This window comes from Agromyces sp. NPDC057865 (genome assembly GCF_042796995.1).
Classification (GTDB): Bacteria; Actinomycetota; Actinomycetes; order Actinomycetales; family Microbacteriaceae; genus Agromyces.
The window spans coordinates 813631-832881 of record NZ_JBHVMJ010000002.1 but is presented as its reverse complement, the minus strand read 5'-3'; the positions used below and the strand labels follow the sequence as shown (position 1 = coordinate 832881).

Annotated in this window: 13 protein-coding genes and 1 other RNA gene; 10 read left to right on the top strand and 4 right to left on the bottom strand. The window is 70.4% G+C overall.

From position 1 onward, the window contains the following. Positions 1-23: 23 nt before the first annotated feature. Entirely contained in the window at positions 24-773 is a 750-nt protein-coding gene (locus tag ACFVN5_RS11495) for a gamma-glutamyl-gamma-aminobutyrate hydrolase family protein (RefSeq protein ID WP_376955263.1), read from the bottom strand. 117 nt (positions 774-890) lie between these two features. Between ACFVN5_RS11495 and ftsE the strand changes: the two genes are divergently transcribed. The 4 genes from ftsE (at position 891) to ACFVN5_RS11475 (ending at position 4556) form a co-directional block, all read left to right on the top strand. Then, the gene (ftsE, locus tag ACFVN5_RS11490; protein WP_376955261.1) at positions 891-2201 is read left to right on the top strand and encodes a cell division ATP-binding protein FtsE; all 1311 of its coding nucleotides are present in this window, start codon (positions 891-893) and stop codon (positions 2199-2201) included. Continuing rightward, a complete protein-coding gene (gene ftsX, locus ACFVN5_RS11485; protein WP_376955259.1) occupies positions 2198-3109 on the top strand; it encodes a permease-like cell division protein FtsX in 912 nt (303 codons plus the stop codon). Before ftsE ends, ftsX begins: the two co-directional genes overlap by 4 nt. Before the next feature lie 136 nt (positions 3110-3245). Beyond that, the gene (gene smpB, locus ACFVN5_RS11480) at positions 3246-3722 is read left to right on the top strand and encodes an SsrA-binding protein SmpB (RefSeq protein ID WP_376955258.1); all 477 of its coding nucleotides are present in this window, start codon (positions 3246-3248) and stop codon (positions 3720-3722) included. Between the two features lie 96 nt (positions 3723-3818). Continuing rightward, on the top strand, positions 3819-4556 hold the full coding sequence (locus ACFVN5_RS11475; RefSeq protein WP_376955256.1) for a tyrosine-protein phosphatase: 738 nt from the start codon (positions 3819-3821) through the stop codon (positions 4554-4556). A 51-nt stretch (positions 4557-4607) separates the two neighbouring features. Here the strand turns inward: ACFVN5_RS11475 and ACFVN5_RS11470 are convergent, their stop codons facing one another. From ACFVN5_RS11470 to ACFVN5_RS11460, 3 genes are all read right to left on the bottom strand, one after another. Beyond that, complete coding sequence (locus ACFVN5_RS11470; protein ID WP_376955255.1) at positions 4608-5270, bottom strand: SIMPL domain-containing protein; 663 nt, start codon at positions 5268-5270, stop codon at positions 4608-4610. Positions 5271-5377: 107 nt separating this feature from the next. After that, entirely contained in the window at positions 5378-6667 is a 1290-nt protein-coding gene (locus tag ACFVN5_RS11465; RefSeq protein ID WP_376955254.1) for a glycosyltransferase, read from the bottom strand. Between the two features lie 80 nt (positions 6668-6747). Further along, entirely contained in the window at positions 6748-8943 is a 2196-nt protein-coding gene (locus ACFVN5_RS11460; RefSeq protein ID WP_376955253.1) for a glycoside hydrolase domain-containing protein, read from the bottom strand. 237 nt (positions 8944-9180) lie between these two features. Here ACFVN5_RS11460 and ssrA point away from each other — a divergent pair. The 6 genes from ssrA (at position 9181) to ACFVN5_RS11430 (ending at position 18903) form a co-directional block, all read left to right on the top strand. Beyond that, positions 9181-9549: a transfer-messenger RNA gene (gene ssrA, locus ACFVN5_RS11455) on the top strand. Between the two features lie 167 nt (positions 9550-9716). Next, positions 9717-13115: a chitobiase/beta-hexosaminidase C-terminal domain-containing protein gene (locus ACFVN5_RS11450; protein ID WP_376955252.1), complete on the top strand. Its 3399-nt coding sequence runs from the start codon at positions 9717-9719 to the stop codon at positions 13113-13115. Between the two features lie 33 nt (positions 13116-13148). Beyond that, a complete protein-coding gene (gene mgrA / locus ACFVN5_RS11445) occupies positions 13149-14204 on the top strand; it encodes an L-glyceraldehyde 3-phosphate reductase (RefSeq protein WP_376955250.1) in 1056 nt (351 codons plus the stop codon). Between the two features lie 153 nt (positions 14205-14357). Continuing rightward, positions 14358-14570, top strand: coding sequence for a twin-arginine translocase TatA/TatE family subunit (tatA, locus tag ACFVN5_RS11440; RefSeq protein WP_376955248.1), 213 nt, complete (start codon positions 14358-14360; stop codon positions 14568-14570). Between the two features lie 292 nt (positions 14571-14862). Next, positions 14863-16020 (top strand): sugar phosphate isomerase/epimerase family protein, encoded by a 1158-nt coding sequence (locus ACFVN5_RS11435; RefSeq protein ID WP_376955247.1) that lies wholly within the window; start codon positions 14863-14865, stop codon positions 16018-16020. A 108-nt stretch (positions 16021-16128) separates the two neighbouring features. Further along, positions 16129-18903 (top strand): PQQ-dependent sugar dehydrogenase, encoded by a 2775-nt coding sequence (locus ACFVN5_RS11430; RefSeq protein ID WP_376955246.1) that lies wholly within the window; start codon positions 16129-16131, stop codon positions 18901-18903. Positions 18904-19251: the final 348 nt, after the last annotated feature.

Here is a 19251-nt window from a genome sequence, read left to right as displayed (position 1 = left end):
GATGCGCCGGCCTCGCCTCGCGCCTACGAACGCACCGCGAACTTCGCCCGCGCCCGCGTGCGCGCCGCCTGCACGAACGCCCGGATGAGCGCGATGCCCTCGGGGTCGAGCCGCTCCTCTGGATGCCACTGCACGCCGAGGCAGAACGCCCCGTCGGTGGTCTCGATCGCCTCGACGACGCCGTCGGGCGCGCTCGCCGAGACCACGAGTCCCTCGCCGAGTCGGTCGACTCCCTGGTGATGGTGGGACGAGATGTCGAACTCGGCTTCGTGCGTGATGCTGCGCAGCAGGGTGTCGGGCAGGATCGACACGGGATGCGACGTGTGCTCGCCGTAGATGTCACGATGCGGCGTGAGGTCGATGCGATCGCCGAGGTGCTGCTCGAGCGTGCCGCCGAGCGCGACGTTGAGCACCTGCATGCCGCGGCACGCGCCGAGGATCGGGATGTCGCGCTCGCGGGCGAGCTGGGTGAGGGCGATCTCGAGCTCGTCGCGCACCCGCAGTGGCTTGTCGTTCGTCGGATGCGCGACGCTGCCGTAGAGCTCTGCGTCGAGGTCGCGTCCACCCGGCAGGAACAGCCCGTCGACGAGGTCGATGAGGCGCTCGGGATCGTCGACGTGCACGTCGAGGCTCGGGAAGATGATCGGCGCGCCGCCCGCCTCCTGCACCGCCGAGACGTAGGTGTGCGAGATCGCGTCGGTGGGGATGTCGACCCACGAGCCATAGCTCGCAGACTTGCGATCGGCGACGATGCCGATGAGTGGAACCGTCATGTGTTCCTCCATTGGGTGAGCTCCAGCATCCGGATCCCACGCTACTCCCGGCCCAACCTGAGAAACGGGCGAGTCGCAGGTGCGTTCCGCGCCGGGGCTGCTTAGGCTCGATCCGACATGATCCGATTCGATGCCGTCACCAAGACCTACCCGGGTCAGTCGAGGCCCGCCCTGGACGACATCGGGGTGGAGATCCTCCGTGGTGAGTTCGTGTTCCTCGTCGGGGCCTCGGGCTCCGGCAAGTCGAGCTTCCTGCGGCTCATCCTCAAGGAGGAGAAGCCCAGCACGGGCAAGATCCACGTGCTCGGACAGGACCTCGGCTCGATCTCGAGCCGCAAGGTGCCGTACTTCCGCCGCGACCTCGGCGTCGTCTTCCAGGACTTCCGGCTGCTGCCGAACAAGAACGTCTACGAGAACGTCGCGTTCACCCTGCGGGTGATCGGCAAGTCGCGCGGCTTCATCCAGTCGGCCGTGCCCGAGACGCTCAAGCTCGTGGGCCTCGACGGCAAGGGCAAGCGGATGCCGCATGAGCTGTCGGGCGGCGAGCAGCAGCGTGTCGCGATCGCCCGTGCCATCGTGAACAAGCCCCAGATCCTCCTCGCCGACGAGCCGACGGGCAACCTCGACCCCGTGACGAGCGCGGGCATCATGACGCTCCTCGAGCGCATCAACTCCAGCGGCACCACGGTGGTCATGGCGACCCACGAGGCCGGCATCGTCGACCAGATGCAGCGCCGCGTGATCGAGCTGTCCGCCGGCGAGATCGTGCGCGACGAGCGCGGGGCCGGCTACGGCGCGGCCCTCGGCGACGTCGACTCGGCACTCACGGTCGAGGTGTCCGACGAGCTGGTCCCCGCCGCCTCCGCACCTGCCGCGGCCGTCCCCGACGAGGAGGCCGTCGCGGCCGTGCTCGCGGGCGGTGCCGCGGCGAAGGGCCGGAAGACCCGCGCCACTCGAACGAAGGCCGCGAAGGCGACCGAGCGTGTGCCGGCCGCCGCGGCAGCCGCCGCCTCCGCCCAAGCCTCAGCGGCCGAGGTGGCGACCGACACCGACGGCGAGTCCGTGAGCCCCTCCGAGGCGGCGACCGTTGCCGCCGCGACCCCCGCGAAGAAGCCCGTGAGGAAGGCCGCTCCGAAGGTCGACCGCAAGGCCATGGAGGAGAAGCAGCCGCTCTACGTAGAGCCCGAGGAGCGCGACGAGGTGACGGATGCCGCCGCCGCGATCACCGCGGCCGCGACCGCATCGGTCCCCGTCACGCCCGCCGGCGAGGCGGCAGAGCCCACGGCCGAGCCCGGCACCGCCGCACCGGCCGCGAAGGCCGGCGGCGTGGCATCCGAGCACCTGACCCTCGCGGAGCGCCTGGGGCTGCGCGCCCCCGGCGGACCGCGCGAGGGTGACGACCAGCAGGAAGTGGGACCGACGAAATGAGGTTCGGGCTCGTGCTCGCCGAGGCAGCGAACGGCCTGCGGCGGAACGCGACGATGGTCGTGTCGGTCGTGCTCGTCACGTTCATCTCCCTCACGTTCGTGGGCACCGCGGCGCTCATGCAGCTGCAGATCGCCCAGATGAAGAACTACTGGTACGACCGCGCACAGGTCGCGGTGTACCTCTGCACGTCGGTGTCGACGGCCGCCGGATGCACCGACGGCGAGGCGACCGAGGAGCAGAAGGCCGCCGTCGAGGCGCAGTTGGACTCCGACACGCTCAAGCCGTTCATCGACGAGTTCTACTTCGAGGACCACCAGCAGGCGTACGACAACTTCCAGCAGCAGTTCGAGGGCACGCCCGCGGCCGACTACGTGACGCCCGAGGTGCTCAACGAGACGTTCTGGGTGAACCTCGTCGACCCGTCGCAGGCCGCCGTCATCGCCGAGAGCCTCGCCGGCCTCGCGGGCGTCGAGCAGGTCGTCGACCAGCGCCGCTACCTCGACCAGATCTTCGACGTGCTCAACGCGGCGAGCTACACGGCCATCGCGATCGCGGCGATCATGCTCGTCGCGGCGGCGCTGCTCATCGCGACGACCATCCGCCTCTCGGCGTTCTCGCGCCGCCGCGAGCTCGGCATCATGCGGCTCGTCGGCGCCTCGAACCGGTTCATCCAGACGCCGTTCGTGCTCGAGGGCATCTTCGCCGGGCTGCTCGGCTCGCTGCTCGCGGGTGGGGCGGTGATCGCGATCGTGCAGTTCTTCGTGCAGGGCTACCTCGCGCAGAGCCTGTCGTTCACGTTCGTCGACCTCACCGACGCGCTCATCGTGGTGCCGATCCTCGTCGCGGTGGGCGTGCTGCTCGCGGCCGTGTCGGCGGGCATCGCGATCACGCGGTACCTGAAGGTCTGAGTTCATCGCGCGCCGCCGCCCCTGCGGCGCGCGGCCGGCCGGCTGGCCGTCCGGCGGCGGCGGCCGCGGCATCCGCTAGAGTGAGAGGCTGCCTCGGATGCCCCGGGGCGCTCGCACTCGAACGAAGGAGCACGTCGTGCCCAAGGAACGCGGTCAGAAGGTCGTCGCGACCAACCGCCGGGCGCGCCACGACTACCTCATCGAGGACACGTACGAGGCGGGCATCGTGCTCACCGGCACCGAGGTGAAGTCGCTGCGCGAGGGGCGCGCGTCGCTCGTCGACGGCTACGCCTTCATCGACAACGGCGAGATGTGGCTCGACGCCGTGCACATCCCCGAGTACACCGAGGGCACGTGGAACAACCACGCCCCGCGGCGCAAGCGCAAGCTCCTCCTGCACAAGCAGGAGATCATCAAGATCAGCCACCGCACGAAGGACGGCGGGTACACCCTCATCCCGCTCTCGATCTACTTCAGCGACGGGCGCGCCAAGGTCGAGCTCGCGGTCGCGAAGGGCAAGCGCGAGTACGACAAGCGCCAGGCGCTGCGCGAACGGCAGGACAAGCGCGAGGCCGATCGCGCCATCGCGAGTCGGCGGAACCTCGGGGAGTAGGCGCGTTCTGCTCGGCGCCGTCGCGCGTCGTGGCCGATCACCGTTCCCGGATGCCTCCCAGCCGACGTGTCGGCACCGCGGGGTAGGCTCGCTGCGATGGAGACCTCGACCCGCATCCCGGTTCCCGGCACCTACAACTTCCGCGACGTCGGCGGACTGCCGGCGAAGACCGGCACGGTGCGCGACGGGGTCCTCTACCGGTCCGACGGCCTGCACCGCCTCGGCGTCGACGGGCGCGCCGCGCTGCGCGACCTCGGCATCGGCATCGTCATCGACCTGCGCGACGAGAACGAGGCCGCGGTCATGCCCGACGACCTCGACGGGCTCGACGTCGAGGTGCTGCGCCTGCCCGTCTTCGAGGGCTCGGGCGCCTCGCAGGGCCGGGGCGGCATCTCGCTCGACGCGCTCTACGACCGCATCGTGACCCAGCACGCGCCCATCGTCGTGAGCGCGCTGCGCGAGATCTCGAGCGCGGGGGAGCGCTCGGTCGTCGTGCACTGCACTGCCGGCAAGGACCGCACCGGCATCGTCGTCGCGCTCACGCTGCTCGCGGTCGGCGTCGACCGCGACGCCGTCATCGAGGACTACGCGCGCACCGAGGGCAACCTCGCCGGCGAGTGGCTCGAGGACATGGTGACCATGATCGGCCGCTACGGCGTGCCCGACACCCCCGAGTTGCGCGTGCTCATGGGCGGCAGCCCGCGCGAGGCCCTCGAGGGCGTGATCGAGACGGTCGAACGCGCGCACGGCTCGACGCGCGAGTACCTGCTCGCGTCGGGACTCACGCTGCACGAGCTGGCGGCGCTCGAGGCGCTGCTCATCGACCACGAATAGGTTTCGAGATGCGTCGGGCTTCGCCGGGCGCTCCTCAACCAGCGGGGGTCGTCAGGCCGGGTCGGCGGTGAAGCGCGCGTCGACGGCGGCCTCGATCACGAGCTCCTGCGGTGCGAACTCGGTGGGCGCCGCACCGCCGACATCGGCCACGGCCCGCATCATCATGGCCTTCGGCATCGGCGGACCGGGCTGCACGGCGAGCAGGCCCTGGTCGGCCAGCTCGACGGGCGTGGGCGCGCCGAGTCCGAGCGCCGACGCGTAGACCTGCGCCTTGGTGACGGCGTCGGCCACGGCCGCGCGCTGCGCGGTCTCCTGCACGTGTCGACGCGTCGCCTCGGTGAGGCGCCAGTCGATGCCGCCGATCGTGATCTCGTCGGATCCGGCTGCCTCGCCGACCCACTCGCCGATGCGGGAGAGGTCCTTGAACACGACCTCGACGTCGGCGCTGGCCTGGTGCACGACCGGCAGCTGCCGGCCCTCGTTGTTCCACGGGCGGTACGACCACACCCGGAGCTGGCCGGCCGACCAGGTCTCGAGCGCGCCGGATGCCTCGAGCTCGCGCACCTCGGCGAGCAGACGTTCGTGGGCGGCGCTCGTGCGGCCGTAGACGTGCTCGCGTGCGGCGCCCGAGCCGCCGACCGACAGGGTGACGGCCCCGAGTTCGGGAGCGATGCGCTCCTCGGCGCGTCCGGTGACGGCGATCGTGGTCGGCATGTGGTCCCCTCTCGACGGCGAGCGGCGGGCGGCGGGATGCGTCCGCGGCCGCACGCGGGCGCGGCCGACCTCAGCATACGGGCCGGGGCCGACCGCGCCGCCGAGCCTCAGGCGGGCTGGCGCGCCGGAAGCACGCCTGCCGCGTCGAAGAGCCGGTCGAACACCGCCATCCGGTCGAACTGCAGTGCGTACGCGCGGGCGCGCTCGGCCCGGGCCGCACGCTCCTCGGCCGGCAGCGCGAGCGCCCGGTCGATCGCCGCCGCGATCGCGTCGGGATCGTCGACCGGCACGATGAACGCGTGGTCGCCGACGGCCTCACCGATGCCGCCCGTCTCGGTCGTGACCACCGCCCCGCCGCCCGCGAGCATCTGCTCGGCCAGGGCGATGCCGAAGGTCTCGACGAACTCGGGGCGCGGCTTGCTCGGCAGCACGTAGGCGGCGCAGCCGGCCATGAGGTACGGCTTCTCGGCGTCGTCGACGTCGTCGAGGAAGACGATGCGATCGGCGAGCGGCGAGGCCGCGGCGAGCCGCTGGAACCACGCGGCATCCGGCCCGCGACCAGCGATCACGAGCTTGAGCCGCGCGTTCGCGGGCGTGCGCTCGAAGCCCGCGATGAGGTCGTCGACGCCCTTCGCCTTCGTGAGGCGCGACAGGAAGAACACGTAGCCGTCGCGCTCGAGGCCGCGTGCCGCCAGCACGCCGTCGACGAGGTCGGGATCGAGGTCGAGGTACTGCGACGTGTCGATCGCCGGGTACGAGATGCGGATGCGCTCGCGGCACTGGTCGGCGAACCGCGTGCCGCGGAAGGCGTCGATCTCGGATGCCGCGGCGACGATGAGGTCGCGGGTGTACTCCGAGACGGCGACGCAGTGGTCCTGCGCGAGGTAGCTCGAGAGGATGTGGGCAGCGGCCCCGAACCGGCCCTCCTCGACACACGAGCGGACGACGTTCGTGACATCCGACCCGACCGCCTCGGCGATCGTCGTGACGTTCACGGGCAGGCCCGTGCTCCACGCGGCGCGCACGGCGTCGGTCACGGCGATCGTGTGCGGGCTGAGGTAGAGCGAGAGGCACACGGTGGGCACGCCGTCGGTGAAGAGCTCGACGAGGCGGCCGGTGATGCCGGCCAGCCAGCGGCCGTCGGGCACCTTGTAGTCGCCGACGGGCTCGGGGCGCTCGACGATGATGCCCTCACTGTAGGGCAGCATGCGGTCGAGCGGCTTCAACGGGAGGCCGGTGGCCTCGAGGCGGTCCATCGGCCAGGTCACGATGCGCACCTCGTCGAAGCCGCGTTCGAGGGCGGCTTCCGCGAGGTTCCGTCCCTCGACGGAGTGGCCGCAGATGACGGGATCGGCGCGGTTGACGATCACGAGGCGGGTGCGGGGCTTGGTGGTCATGGGCTCGTCCTTCCGGATGGGTGGGCGATGGACTGGTCGGGCGGTGGTCCGGGTCGTTGCGGGCCTCGCGGCACCCGTGCTCAGGGATCGGACGCCGAGGGCGGCCGGCCGTCGCGACCCCACGCGCTCGGCTCGGGGCCGAGCTTGATGCGCAAGAGGCCGCCGCGGTGCACGTCGTCGCCGCGCAGCCACGTGCGGTCGAGCGGCACGCCGTTGAACGTGGCGGACTGCACGTACTGGGGCGGGCCGTCGCGCTCGGGCTCGACGAATCCGGTGGTCTCGATGCGCAGCTCGCCGTCGCCGAGGCGCAGCTCCGACTCGGCGAACGACGGCGCGTTGACGAGGAACAGGTTCTGGCCGGCGACGGGGAACAGCCCGAGCGACGCCCACACGTACCAGGAGCTGAGGCCGCCCGAGTCGTCGTTGCCGGGCAGGCCGCCTCGGCCGGTGCCGAACTGCTGGTGCACCGCGGCGTGCACGACGTCGGCAGTCCGGTCGGGGCGTCCGGCGTACTGGTACGCCCACGGAGCCTCCATGTCGGGCTCGTTGTTGAGGCCCTCGAATCGGCCGAGCGCGTACCCGTTTGCGAGTTCCTCGAGTCCCGGGCGGATGCCCGGCTGGCGCACGGGCTCTGCTCCGTAGCCGAAGAACGCGTCGAGGAGCCGCACGAAGGCGTCGTCGCCGCCCGCGAGGCCGATGCGGTTGCGCATGTCGTGCAGCAGCCGGAACGAGTAGTTGTGCCGGCTGCCCTCGTAGAACGTCGAGTCCTGGAGCAGGCCGGTGGCGTCGTCGAACGCGTTCACCCAGCGCGCGGCGAGGGTGCGGAACTGCTCGACGAGGGCGCGGTCGCCCACGCGTTCGGCGACGCCGGCGGTGCACCAGTATCCGTAGGCCAGGTCGAGCGTGTGGCTGATCGGATGCGCCACGCCGCGCAGCAGGAAGTCCTCGCCGTACGTGCGGCGCAGGTCGGTGTGCATGTGCACGAGTGCCCACTCCCAGTCGATGCCCGGCAGGCCGAGGGCGCACAGGTCGGCGAGGAAGGTCTGCGCGAGTGCACTGCCCTGTCGCGAGAAACGATCGCTGCCCCGTGCCATGCGGTAGCCGATCGGGAAGTTGCCCTCCTCCTCGCAGATCGTGAGGAGCGCCGTTCCGAGCTCGACCGCCCGATCGGGCATGAGCGCCGTGATGAGCGGCAACTGGGTGCGATAGATGTCCCACATGGTGGAGAGGTCGTAGACGAACGGGCCGTCCGACGGCCAGAACGGGCTCTCCTCGGGCGCGAGGCACGGCTTGATGATCGAGTGGTAGAGCGCCGTCGAGAACACCGTCTCGCGCTCGGCCGACGGCGTGTCCACGGTGATCGCCTTGAGCTGCCGCCGCCACGCCTTCCTCGTGCGGTCGCGGCGCTGGGGGAACCGCGCCGGCCCGACGCCACAGTCGCGGCGGAGGTTCTCGCGGGCCTGCTCCACGCCGCGCAGCGAGAATCCGATGCGCACCTCGACCGTCTGGCCCGCGTCGCTCGGCCCCGCCCACATGAGCCCGAACGGGCGCAGCGTGGTCGGGCGGATGTGGTCGAACGCGAGCCGCGTGCCGCCCGGCATGAGCCGGCGGTCGTACCAGAGCATCTGCCGCCACGATCGCGCGTCGCACTCGACGTAGACCGCGAGGGGCGCGCCCTCCACGACGATCTCGCCCTGCGCGATCCCCGGGCCGATCGACTCGAGGTGCGCGCGCAGCGGGATGGTCTCGCCGTGCGGGATCGCGAGGCCGCCGAGCGAGAAGTCGATCACCACGCGGGCGTTGCGGTTGCGCGGGAACGTGTACCGGTGCACCGCGCTCTTCGGCCCGACGGTGAGCTCGGCACGGATGCCGCTCTCGAGCGTCGCGGCGTAGTACCCCGGCTCCGCCTCCTCATCGACCAGGCGCCAGGTGCGACCGAGCACGTCGAGCGGCTCGAGCATGGGCGTCACCCGGAAATAGTTGTAGTACTTGCGGATCGCCCCCGTCCCCGACTGCTGGAAGTGCGTGAAGCCGGATGCCACGGCGTCATCGTGGATCGTCGTGGGCACGCCCTCCGTGCTGAGGTCGTAGCGTCCGTAGCCGGTGGGATACGCGCCAGAGTACGCGCACGCCGAGACCATCCCGAGCGGATACGTCGCACCCGGATGCGTGTTGCCCACCTGCGGCTTCGGCCACCACCACGTGGCGGCGATGCCCGTGGGCGGCGGCAGGTCGGTGACCTCCGTGCCGATGAACGGATCGACGCGGCCGATCACGCAGCTCCCGAACTTCCCATGCCGGGACGCTACGGGCATCGCGCGTGCCGTGGGTTACGGTCGGATGAACGATTGCCGAGCGCTGACCCGCGGCGTGGAATGACAGTGACGCCCGGTCCGTTGTATCCTGTAAGGCCGCGGACACCGAGTGCTGAACTCGGAGGATGCGGGACTTGGAAACTCCACAGCGTGCGACAACGGCCCTCCGAACCGGTTCCGACCGGCGCGGTGCCACATGGGGATGATCGGTTTCGACATCGCCTGTGCGCCCACGAGAAGCGGGCCGAGGATGCAGGGTTATCTCGTGAACGCTCCCTGCGAAACAATAACTGCCAATAAGAAGCAGTCCGACTTCGCCCTCGCTGCCTAAGCGAGGCCGATAGTCCGTCAGTCCGGGTTCGTTCCCGCCCCGGTCACTGGCGTCATCTAGGGAACTCGCTGCGCGTCGTCGCCTGAGCGACGTGCGGGACTTTCTTCAGGCTGGGCCCGTCGACTCAGATGCCTGTGGCAAGAGTCGGGGCCGAGCAGAACGCCTCACAGGATGCGCCCGGAGAAGGCGTGGAAACTCAGCGATGGACGGGGGTTCAATTCCCCCCATCTCCACCACCACTGCTGTTGTCGCGCGATGTGGACCGAACGGCCGCCCGAGGGGGCGGCCGTTCGTCGTCTCCCGAGGTCGCGGGCCCGGTCGTCGGGGATTCCCCCTGATCGGGGGGTCCGCATGCGGCCTCTCGCGGTCGCGAGCGGAATCACGAATCTATAGCCTCGTGTTCATGGCGAAGACGCTGGATGATCGTCGGGCGTTCGGTGCCCTGCAAGCCCGCCGACCGTGGTCGCGGTTCATTGCCGCGCTGTTGGTCGTGGTGGCGCTCGTCGTCGCCCAGGTCGTCGCGCCCGCCACGTCCGGACCGGCGCCGTCCGCCTCGGCCGCGACGCCGTGCACCGGCGGGTCGCTCACGGTGGTGGCGCACACCGACGACGACCTGCTCTTCCTCAACCCGCACATCCTCCAGGACATCCAGGCCGGCCGCTGCACGCGCGTCGTCTACACGACCGCGGGCGAGGCGGGCGAGAGCGCCGCGTACTGGGGGAGCCTCGAGTCCGGCATCCGGGCGACGTACGCGCAGATGGCCGGCGTCGCGAATCGCTGGACCGCGGCGGACGCCGGCGTCAGCGCCGGTGCGGTCTCCGTGCACACGCTGACGGCCGCACCGCACGTCTCCGTGGTGTTCCTGCGGATCCCCGACGGGTTCGACGGGAGCGGCAGCGCCCCGTACGGCTACGAGAGCCTCCAGAAGCTGTGGAACGGCGAGATCTCGCTCGTGCACACCGTCGACGACAAGGAGTGGTACACCAAGAACGAGGTCCGGGACATCCTCGTGCAGCTCATGACGAGTTTCGCGCCCACGACGGTGCGCACCCAGGACTGGACCACGAACCCCAACAACCTCGACGACCACAGCGACCACTGGGCGACGGCCATGTTCGCGCGCCTCGCCAGCGGCCGGTACACCGCTCCGCACACGCTCCTCGCCTACGAGGGATACCCGATCTGGAACTATCCCGCGAACGTCACCGGCCCGGACCTCCAGAAGACGATCGACGCCTTTGTCACGTTCGCGGCGTACGACAAGTTCCTCTGCAGCAACCCGAACGAGGGCTGCCCCGAGTACCCGCACGACGTCTGGCTCGAGCGCCAGTACCTCGTGGCATCCGAACCGACGAAGAACGCTGTCCGCGAGACCGGCGTCATCGTTGCGGCATCCTCGATCAAGTCGACCTCCCAGGCCGCGGATCGTGCTTCGGACGGCTACCCGATGGGTGCACCGATGGATGCCGCACGCGAATGGGTCACGAACAACCAGGGCGTCGGCGGTTGGATCCAGTTCACCTTCCCCAAGCCCACGCCGCTCGAGGGCATCACTCTGTACGACCGGCCGAACACCGCCGACCAGATCACGGGCGCGACGCTCCAGTTCTCCGACGGCGGCATCGTCCCGGTCGCCGCGCTGCCCAACAACGGTGCGGGACTCACGGTGACCTTCCCGGTCCGCACCGTCACCTCGGTGCGGCTGAACGTCACGGCCGTCAGCGCCTCCACCACGGCCGCAGGCCTCGCGGAGTTCGAGGCGTGGCGCGGACCCGCCGACACGACGGCGCCGGTCGTGACCGCCTCGCCCGCCGGCGGGGAGTACGCCGTCGGCCAGCCGATCACGCTCACCGCCAACGAGCCGGCGACGATCTACTACACCACCGACGGCACGGCGCCGACGACGACCAGCCGGGTGTACAGCGGGCCCATCCCGCTGACCGCCGGGTTCACCCTCAGGTACTTCGCGGTCGACACGGCCGGCAACGCCTCCGCTGCGGGGCAGCAGGTCTATCGGGTGCCGGCCGCCGACACCACGGCGCCGACCGTGACGGTCACGCCCGCCGGCGGTCGCTACGAGGTGGGCCGTCAGATCACGATGACGACGAACGAGCCCGCGAAGATCTACTACACGACCGACGGTTCGACGCCCACGACGAGCAGCCCCGTGTACGCGGCGCCGCTCACGATCACCGGCTCGTTCACCCTGCGATACTTCGCGGTCGACCCTGCCGGGAACGCTTCGGCGGCCGTGTCCCAGAGCTACTCGGTGCCCGGGCCGCCGGCAATCGTCCTCCCGAGCAACGGCCAGACGGTCGGCCGCACGACGACCATCCAGCTGCAGGGCGATCCCGGATCGACCTTCCGGTGCACGCTCGACCCCGCCAGCGGCGGGAAGCAGGCTCCGTGCGCCTCGGGAGACGTCCTGACGTTCACGACCGAGGGTTCGCACACGCTCCAGGTCGTCGGCGTGGATGCGGCGGGAACGGTGAGCCCGCCGAGCTCGGTGACCTTCACGGTCAGCTTCGCGGCTCCCGCGCCGGTCATCAGCAACCCGGCCGCCGACGGATCCACGACGACGGCTGCGCCCAGCTTCGAGTTCTCGGCACCTGGCACCACGAATGCCACGTTCCGGTGCAAGCTCGACGCCCAGGCGTTCGCGGCGTGCACGTCGCCACGGGCCTACACGGCCGTGACGGCGGGAGCCCACACGTTCACGGTCGAGGCGACGAACGCACTGGGGAACACCGGTACGGCGGCCCGGACGTTCACCGTGGTGGTCCCCGACACCACGCCGCCCACCATCACGGCGACGCCGATCGGGGGCACCTACGCCAAGGGCCAGTCGATCACGCTGTCGGCCAATGAGTCCGCTCGCATCCACTACACGGTCGACGGGTCGGTGCCGACGACGAACAGCCCGCTCTACAGCGCGCCGCTGTCGCTGCAGACGTCGTTCGAGTTGCGCTACCTCGGCGTCGACACGGCGGGCAACCAATCGGCGGTGGGATCGCAGCGGTACACGGTCCAGGTCGTCAAGCCGGCCGGGCCGAGCCACGACTTCAATGGAGACGGCCGCGCCGATGTGCTGGCTCGGGACACGGCGGGCAACCTCTGGCTCCACCCGGGCGACGGCGCAGGTGGATGGCAGCCCGCCCGGCAGATCGGGACGGGCTGGAACGTCATGACGACGATCCTCGTCCCGGGCGACTTCGACGGTGACGCCAAGGTCGACGTGCTCGCCCGCGACACCACGGGCCGCCTGCTGCTCTACCCGGGCGACGGGGTCGGCGGTTGGCGCGCCCCGTCGCAGGTCGGCTCGGGATGGAACATCATGCGCTCGATCGTCGGCCCCGGCGACTTCAACGGTGACGGCAGGGTCGACGTGCTCGCGATCGACAACGACTACCGGATGATCCTCTACCCGGGCAACGGGTCGGGTGGTTGGCTCTCGCCGGTGCAGGTCGGCTCGGGATGGGGAACCATGAACGCCCTCGTCGGTGCCGGCGACCTCAACGGGGACCGTGCGGTCGACGTGCTCGCGCGCGGCACCGACGGAACGCTCTACCTGTATCCGGGGAACGGGCGGGGCGGCTGGGGAACGCGATCCACGATCGGCGCCGGCTGGGGAGGCCTGAACCCGATCGTCGGCCCTGGCGACTTCAACGGCGACGGATTCGTCGACGTGCTCGCGCGCAACTCGTCCGGAGGACTGCTGCTGTACCGGGGCAACGGGGCCGGCGGACTCGGGCCCGCGACGACGGTGGGATCGGGCTGGAGCGCCTTCTCGGCCATCATGTGAGTCGCCGGTGAGGGCCGGTCTACGATCGGGTCCATGACCTACGCTGCCGACCCCGCCCGCTACGACCGCATGCCCTACCGGCGCGTCGGGGCATCCGGACTCAAGCTGCCGGTGCTCTCGCTCGGGCTGTGGCAGAACTTCGGCGACGACCGGCCCCTCGACACGCAACGCGAGATCGTGCGCCGGGCCTTCGATCTCGGCATCACGCACTTCGACCTCGCGAACAACTACGGCCCGCCGTACGGCTCGGCCGAGGCGAACTTCGGCCGCGTGCTCGCGGCCGACCTCGCGCCGTATCGCGACGAGCTCGTCGTCTCGACCAAGGCCGGCTGGGACATGTGGCCGGGGCCCTACGGCGTGGGCGGCAGCCGCAAGCACGTCATCGCATCGCTGGATGCCTCGCTGCGACGCCTCGGGCTCGACTACGTCGACCTCTTCTACCACCACCGACCCGACCCCGAGACGCCCATGGAGGAGACCGCGGGCGCCCTGGCGTCGATCGTCGAGCACGGCAAGGCGCTCTACGTGGGCGTCTCGTCGTACTCGGCCGCCGACACGCGTCGGATGCACGAGCTGCTCGCGGAGCGCGGCGTGCCCCTGACGATCCACCAGCCCTCGTACTCGATGCTCAACCGCTGGATCGAGACCGATGGCCTCGTGGATGCCGCGGGCGACCACGGCTTCGGCATCATCGGCTTCACCGCGCTCGCCCAGGGCCTGCTCTCCGGCAAGTACCACGAGGGGGTGCCCGAGGGCTCGCGTGCGTCGACGGACGGTTCGCTCGACTCGGAGGTCATCACCGAGGAGCTCGTGGAACGCCTCAGGGGGCTCACGGCCATCGCGGAGCGCCGCGGCCAGTCGCTGCCGCAGCTCGCGCTCGCGTGGGCGCTGCGCGACGAGCGGGTCACGAGCCTGGTGCTCGGCGTGAGTCGCGTCGCGCAGCTCGAGCAGAACGTGGCGGCGCTCGACCGCCTCGACTTCTCCGCCGAGGAGCTCGCCGAGATCGACGCGTTCGCGCGCACGACCGAGGGCGTCGACCTGTGGGCCGAGCCTCGCGAGGGCGGCCCGCTGCCGGTGCTCCGCCCCTGATCGAGGGTCATTTCGGCTCCGGTTGCCCCGTGAACGAGGGACGATCGGGAGTGCCGATCCATGCGTGCCGATGGACATATGGCGACCGCTGTGCATAAGCTGTAAACGCAGCGACGGAGTCGCGTTTCGCACGATGGAGTACGGAGGAGACCCATGTTCGCCAATCTCAACGGGTGGCACGCCCTGATCGTCGTGGTCGTGATCCTGCTGCTGTTCGGAGCCCCCAAGATCCCTGCGCTGGCGCGCAGCCTGGGCCAGTCCATGCGCATCCTCAAGACCGAGATCCGCGACGAGGGCGAGAAGCCGGCGAGCCCCCAGGCGACCGCCGCCCAGCCCGCGGTCAAGGACGCCGACGCGGCCGCCTGAGCCATTCCCACCGCCCTCCCGGAGGTCCCTTTGGGCCTCCGGGACTCCGGCGTGCCCGGCGTCACTGAGGCGTGTCCTCACTTATGACGACAACGATTCAAAAGTCAAAACCGGAGACTCGTCTTTTGCTTGACCGCCTCAGAACAAATGCCGTAGTGTCCGAAAAAGCGTGATCCGCTCGGTTCACGTGAGGCGCTCGACCGGTGCGAACCGGGACGGCGTCGAAGGCAATCGGGGCCCGATCACTCGGGCCGCGGCTGCACCCCCCAACACATCAGTGCAAAGGAGCATCATGAGCGATCTGATCGATCGATCCGACGATCCGCAGCTGGGGCGCAGCCTCGGCCTGTCCCGGCGCCAGCTGCTCGCGGCGACGACGGGCATGGCCGCGGCGGCTGCCCTCGGTGCGGCGGCGATCGGCGGGAGCCCCGCCCAGGCCCTCGCCCAGGCGGCCGGTGCCGCCAAGGCCGCCCCCGGCAGCAACGGCGTCCTCATCCCGCCCGGGAAGCGGGGCATCATCCTGTACACCGTTCGCGACGCGATCAGCCGCGACCCGAACACGACCGACCTGGCGTCGGGCTTCAAGGAGGTGTTCCAGGAGCTGTCGCGCATCGGGTACAAGCAGATCGAGTTCGCCGGCTACGGCCAGCACGCGAACGCCGAGGGCGGCAACGTCAACAACGTCGCCGGTGCCCAGCTGCTGCGCAAGTGGCTCGACGACAACGGACTCGAGGCCGAGGGCAACCACGGCTCGATCCCGGGGTCGATCACCGACGCCACGCTGGCGCAGTTCGACGCCGCCTGCGAGGTCGCGAACATCCTCGGCTTCGGGCACATCGGCACGGGCAGCGACCCGACCGGCAGCGCCTACCTCGCCGACTGGCAGGCCGCGGCCGACCGCTGGAACATCCTCGGCGCACGTGCGGCGACGCACGGGCTGAAGCTGTACACGCACAACCACGACGTGGCCTACAGCTTCCTGCTCGACAGCGGCCCGACCGACGCGCTGGGTCGTCCGACCCGCTCGAGCGGCCTGCGCCGCCTCGAGTGGTTCCTCCAGAACACGGACCCGAACTACGTGTACCTGGAGATGGACATCTACTGGGCGCACGTGGCGCAGTTCAAGCACAAGGTCTACACCGCGCCCGACGGCTCGGCTGTGACCAACGTCTTCGACCCCGCCGGCCTGGTCGCCGCCCAGACCCAGCGGTTCCCGCTGTTCCACGCCAAGGACGGCAAGAGCAACCCCAACACCGCGAACGGCTACGACATGGTGCCGTTCGGCCAGGGAGACATCGACTACACGACGTTCTTCCAGCGCATGGGCGCCAAGGGCTACCACAACCCGATGTGGGAGCAGGACACGGCGCCCGGTGGCGCGGCCAACCCCGGCCAGTCCCTGCAGTTCGCGCAGGTGGCCTACGACGGGATGGCGCGCCTCCGCGGCTGACCGTGTCGATGACCACGCGACGCGTCGCGTGAAACCCCGGGGCCGGACCGTAACCCCGGCCCCGGGGCATCCGCAACACCACCACACCCCTCTACCAAGGAGACATCCATGTCCACACCCCGGTTCCGCCTGGGCGCGCTCGCGCTCAGCGGACTCCTGGCGGTGACGGCGCTCGCGATGAGCCCCGCCACCGCCTTCGCTCATGACGGCGACGATCACGGCGACGAGATCTCGGCCACCACCTGGGCCAACTACGAGAAGGTCACCCTCTCCAAGGACGTCGGTGAGCCCATCGACATGGCCGTCCTGCCCGACTCGCGCGTGCTCCACACGACGCGCGGCGGCCAGGTGCGCCTGACCGATCCCGCGCAGGGCACGACCACGGTCATCAACACCGTCGACGTCTACGCCAACTCGGAGGACGGCCTCCAGACGATCACCCTCGACCCCGACTTCGAGGAGAACGGGTGGGTCTACCTCTACTACGCGCCGCGCACCATGACGGCGCCGTATCCCGCCACGACGCCGACCGGATCGGCGCCGAACTCCCTGCCCGCCGGCGCTGACGGGAGCTACTGGAACCAGTGGAAGGGCTACAACCAGCTCAGCCGCTTCAAGTGGAACGCCGCGACGAGCTCCCTCGACCTCGCGACCGAGCAGGTCATCATCAAGGTCGAGGTCAACCGCGGACAGTGCTGCCACGTCGCCGGCGACGTCGCGTTCGACAAGGACGGCAACGTGCTGCTCTCCACGGGTGACAACACGCCCGCGAGCGCGCCCGGTGCCAACGGCTACGCGCCGATGAACGACCGGGCCGGCTTCAACCCCGGCTTCGACGCACGTCGCGGGGCCGGCAACACGAACGACCTGCGCGGCAAGATCCTCCGGGTCGACGTACAGGACGACGGCTCGTACACGATCCCGGCCGGCAACCTGTTCGCGCCCGGCACCGCAGGCACACGCCCCGAGATCTTCGTGATGGGCGTGCGCAACCCGTTCCGGATCGACTACGACCCGGTGACGAACGCGGTCACGTGGGGCGACTACGGCCCCGACGCGGGCACGGCGAACGTGGACCGCGGCCCGATGGGCTACGTCGAGTGGCAGTCGACCACCGTTCCCGTGAACGGCGGCTGGCCCCTCTGCCACGGTCCCAACGCGAACTACAGCAACTGGGACTACGAGACCCTCACGGTGCGCAACTGGTACGACTGCACGGCGCCGGTCAACCCGTCGCCCTACAACACGGGCCTGCAGCAGCTGCCTCCGGCGACCGCTCCGCAGCTCTGGTACGGCGACCAGCCGACGCACCAGCCGTGGCCCGAGTTCGGCAGCGGCGGCCAGGCGCCCATGGGCGGCCCGACCTACCGCTTCGACGAGGAGAACGAGTCGGCGACGAAGTTCCCCGAGTACTGGGACGGCAAGGCCTTCATGGCGGAGTTCTCGCGCGACCGCGTCTTCGCGTTCTCGCAGGACGACCCCGACGGCCCGGTCACGAAGATCCAGGACTTCCTGCCCAACTCGGCGCTGACCGCGGCGGGCATGCCGGTCTGGGACAACGTGATCGACTTCGAGTTCGGTGCCGACGGCTCGCTCTACGTGCTCGACTACGGTGACGGCTTCTTCCGGCCGAACCCCGACGCGGGCCTCTACCGGGTCGACTACGTCGTGGGCACGAAGGGTCCGCGCGCGGACCTCACCGCTTCGGTCACGTCGGGTCACGGCCCGCTCACGGTCGACTTCTCGGCCGCCGGCAGCACCCACCCCGACGACCTCGCGCTCAGCTTCGCCTGGGACCTCGAGGGCGAAGGGACCTTCACCGACGGCCCCGCCACCATCAGCCACACGTACACCGAGGACGGCCAGTACACCGCCCGCGTTCGCGTGACCGACGCCGGCGGCCGGGTCAGCCTGACCTCCGTCGTCATCACGGTGGGCAACACGGCACCGATCGTGGAGATCATCACCCCCGAGAACGGCTCGTTCACCGACTGGGGCGACAAGGTCGCCTTCGAGGTGAAGGTCACCGACCCCGAGGAGACGATCGACTGCAGCCGGGTGCTGTGGAGCTACGGCCTGGGCCACGACAACACGCACGCCCACCCGCTCTTCACGGGCAGCGGATGCACCGCCACCATCGAGACGCAGTCCGAGGCAGGGCACGGTGAGACCGAGAACATCTACGGTGTGATCGGCGCCTCGTACACCGACGCCGGCACCGCGACCGCGCCGGCGCTCCTGGGCGATGCGGTGACGCTGCTCAACCCGCGTGAACTGCAGGCGGAGCACGCCGACGCGCGCAGCGGCATCGAGGTCGTCGACGACACGACCGCGCACGGCGTTCGCAAGGTGGTGTCGTTCGACGCCGGTGACTGGCTCGCCTACGACCCGGTGAACCTCATCGGGATCACGGGAGTCGAGGCTCGCGCCATCGGCACCGGCACCCTGTCGCTCCGCTGGGGCTCGGCTGAGGCCGACGCGTTCCTGACCATCGACGTCGCCAACACGAGCGGCGCATGGAAGGAGATCTCGTCGCCGCTGCTCGAGGTGCCTCAGGGCACCGACCGGCTCTACGTGACGAGCACGGGTGGTGTCGAACTCGACCAGCTCGCGTTCACCACGTCGACGAGCGATATCCGTTCGCTGCTCGCCGAGCTCAAGGCCGACGGGCGCATCACCAACGGCGCGAAGCAGTCGTTCGGTGACACGCTGGCCGAGATCGACGCGGCGCTGGCCGCCGGGAACACGACCCTGGCGATCAGCAAGCTCGAGTTCATCGTCAAGCAGGTCCCCAACCGGATCCGCACCGACGCCGACGCGGCCGCCCTGGTGATCCGCGCGGCCCAGGCGGTGATCGCCGACCTCAAGCAGCTGACGGCGTAAGCCCCGCCCGACGGACGGGCCCCGGTTCCTCGGAACCGGGGCCCGTTCTCGTGTGCTCGGAACCGGGGCCCGTTCTCGTGTGCCCGGAACCGGGGCCCGTTCTCTGTGCCCGGATGCCGCGCGGCGGTGTCTGTGGCCGAGCATCGCGGCTGGATCGAGATGCCGAGCGGTGTACCCCGATTCGGTCGGTGGCGTCGCGCATCGTGGGCGGGTGCCTGGCGGTGCCGGATCGGAGCGTCGGACCGGCGAGGCACGTCGGGCCGGTCGATTCGACGAGTCGACGCGGCATCCGGTCACCCCTCGTGTACCCCGCCACCCCCGTGCTGGGGGAGGAACACCGGCGCGGTG

Coding starts and splice junctions, on each gene's coding strand:
- ACFVN5_RS11495 (WP_376955263.1), bottom strand. CDS start 773: ATGACGGTTCCACTCATCGGCATCGTCGCCGATCGCAAGTCTGCGAGC.
- ftsE (WP_376955261.1), top strand. CDS start 891: ATGATCCGATTCGATGCCGTCACCAAGACCTACCCGGGTCAGTCGAGG.
- ftsX (WP_376955259.1), top strand. CDS start 2,198: ATGAGGTTCGGGCTCGTGCTCGCCGAGGCAGCGAACGGCCTGCGGCGG.
- ACFVN5_RS11475 (WP_376955256.1), top strand. CDS start 3,819: ATGGAGACCTCGACCCGCATCCCGGTTCCCGGCACCTACAACTTCCGC.
- ACFVN5_RS11470 (WP_376955255.1), bottom strand. CDS start 5,270: ATGCCGACCACGATCGCCGTCACCGGACGCGCCGAGGAGCGCATCGCT.
- ACFVN5_RS11465 (WP_376955254.1), bottom strand. CDS start 6,667: ATGACCACCAAGCCCCGCACCCGCCTCGTGATCGTCAACCGCGCCGAT.
- ACFVN5_RS11450 (WP_376955252.1), top strand. CDS start 9,717: ATGGCGAAGACGCTGGATGATCGTCGGGCGTTCGGTGCCCTGCAAGCC.
- mgrA (WP_376955250.1), top strand. CDS start 13,149: ATGACCTACGCTGCCGACCCCGCCCGCTACGACCGCATGCCCTACCGG.
- tatA (WP_376955248.1), top strand. CDS start 14,358: ATGTTCGCCAATCTCAACGGGTGGCACGCCCTGATCGTCGTGGTCGTG.
- ACFVN5_RS11435 (WP_376955247.1), top strand. CDS start 14,863: ATGAGCGATCTGATCGATCGATCCGACGATCCGCAGCTGGGGCGCAGC.
- ACFVN5_RS11430 (WP_376955246.1), top strand. CDS start 16,129: ATGTCCACACCCCGGTTCCGCCTGGGCGCGCTCGCGCTCAGCGGACTC.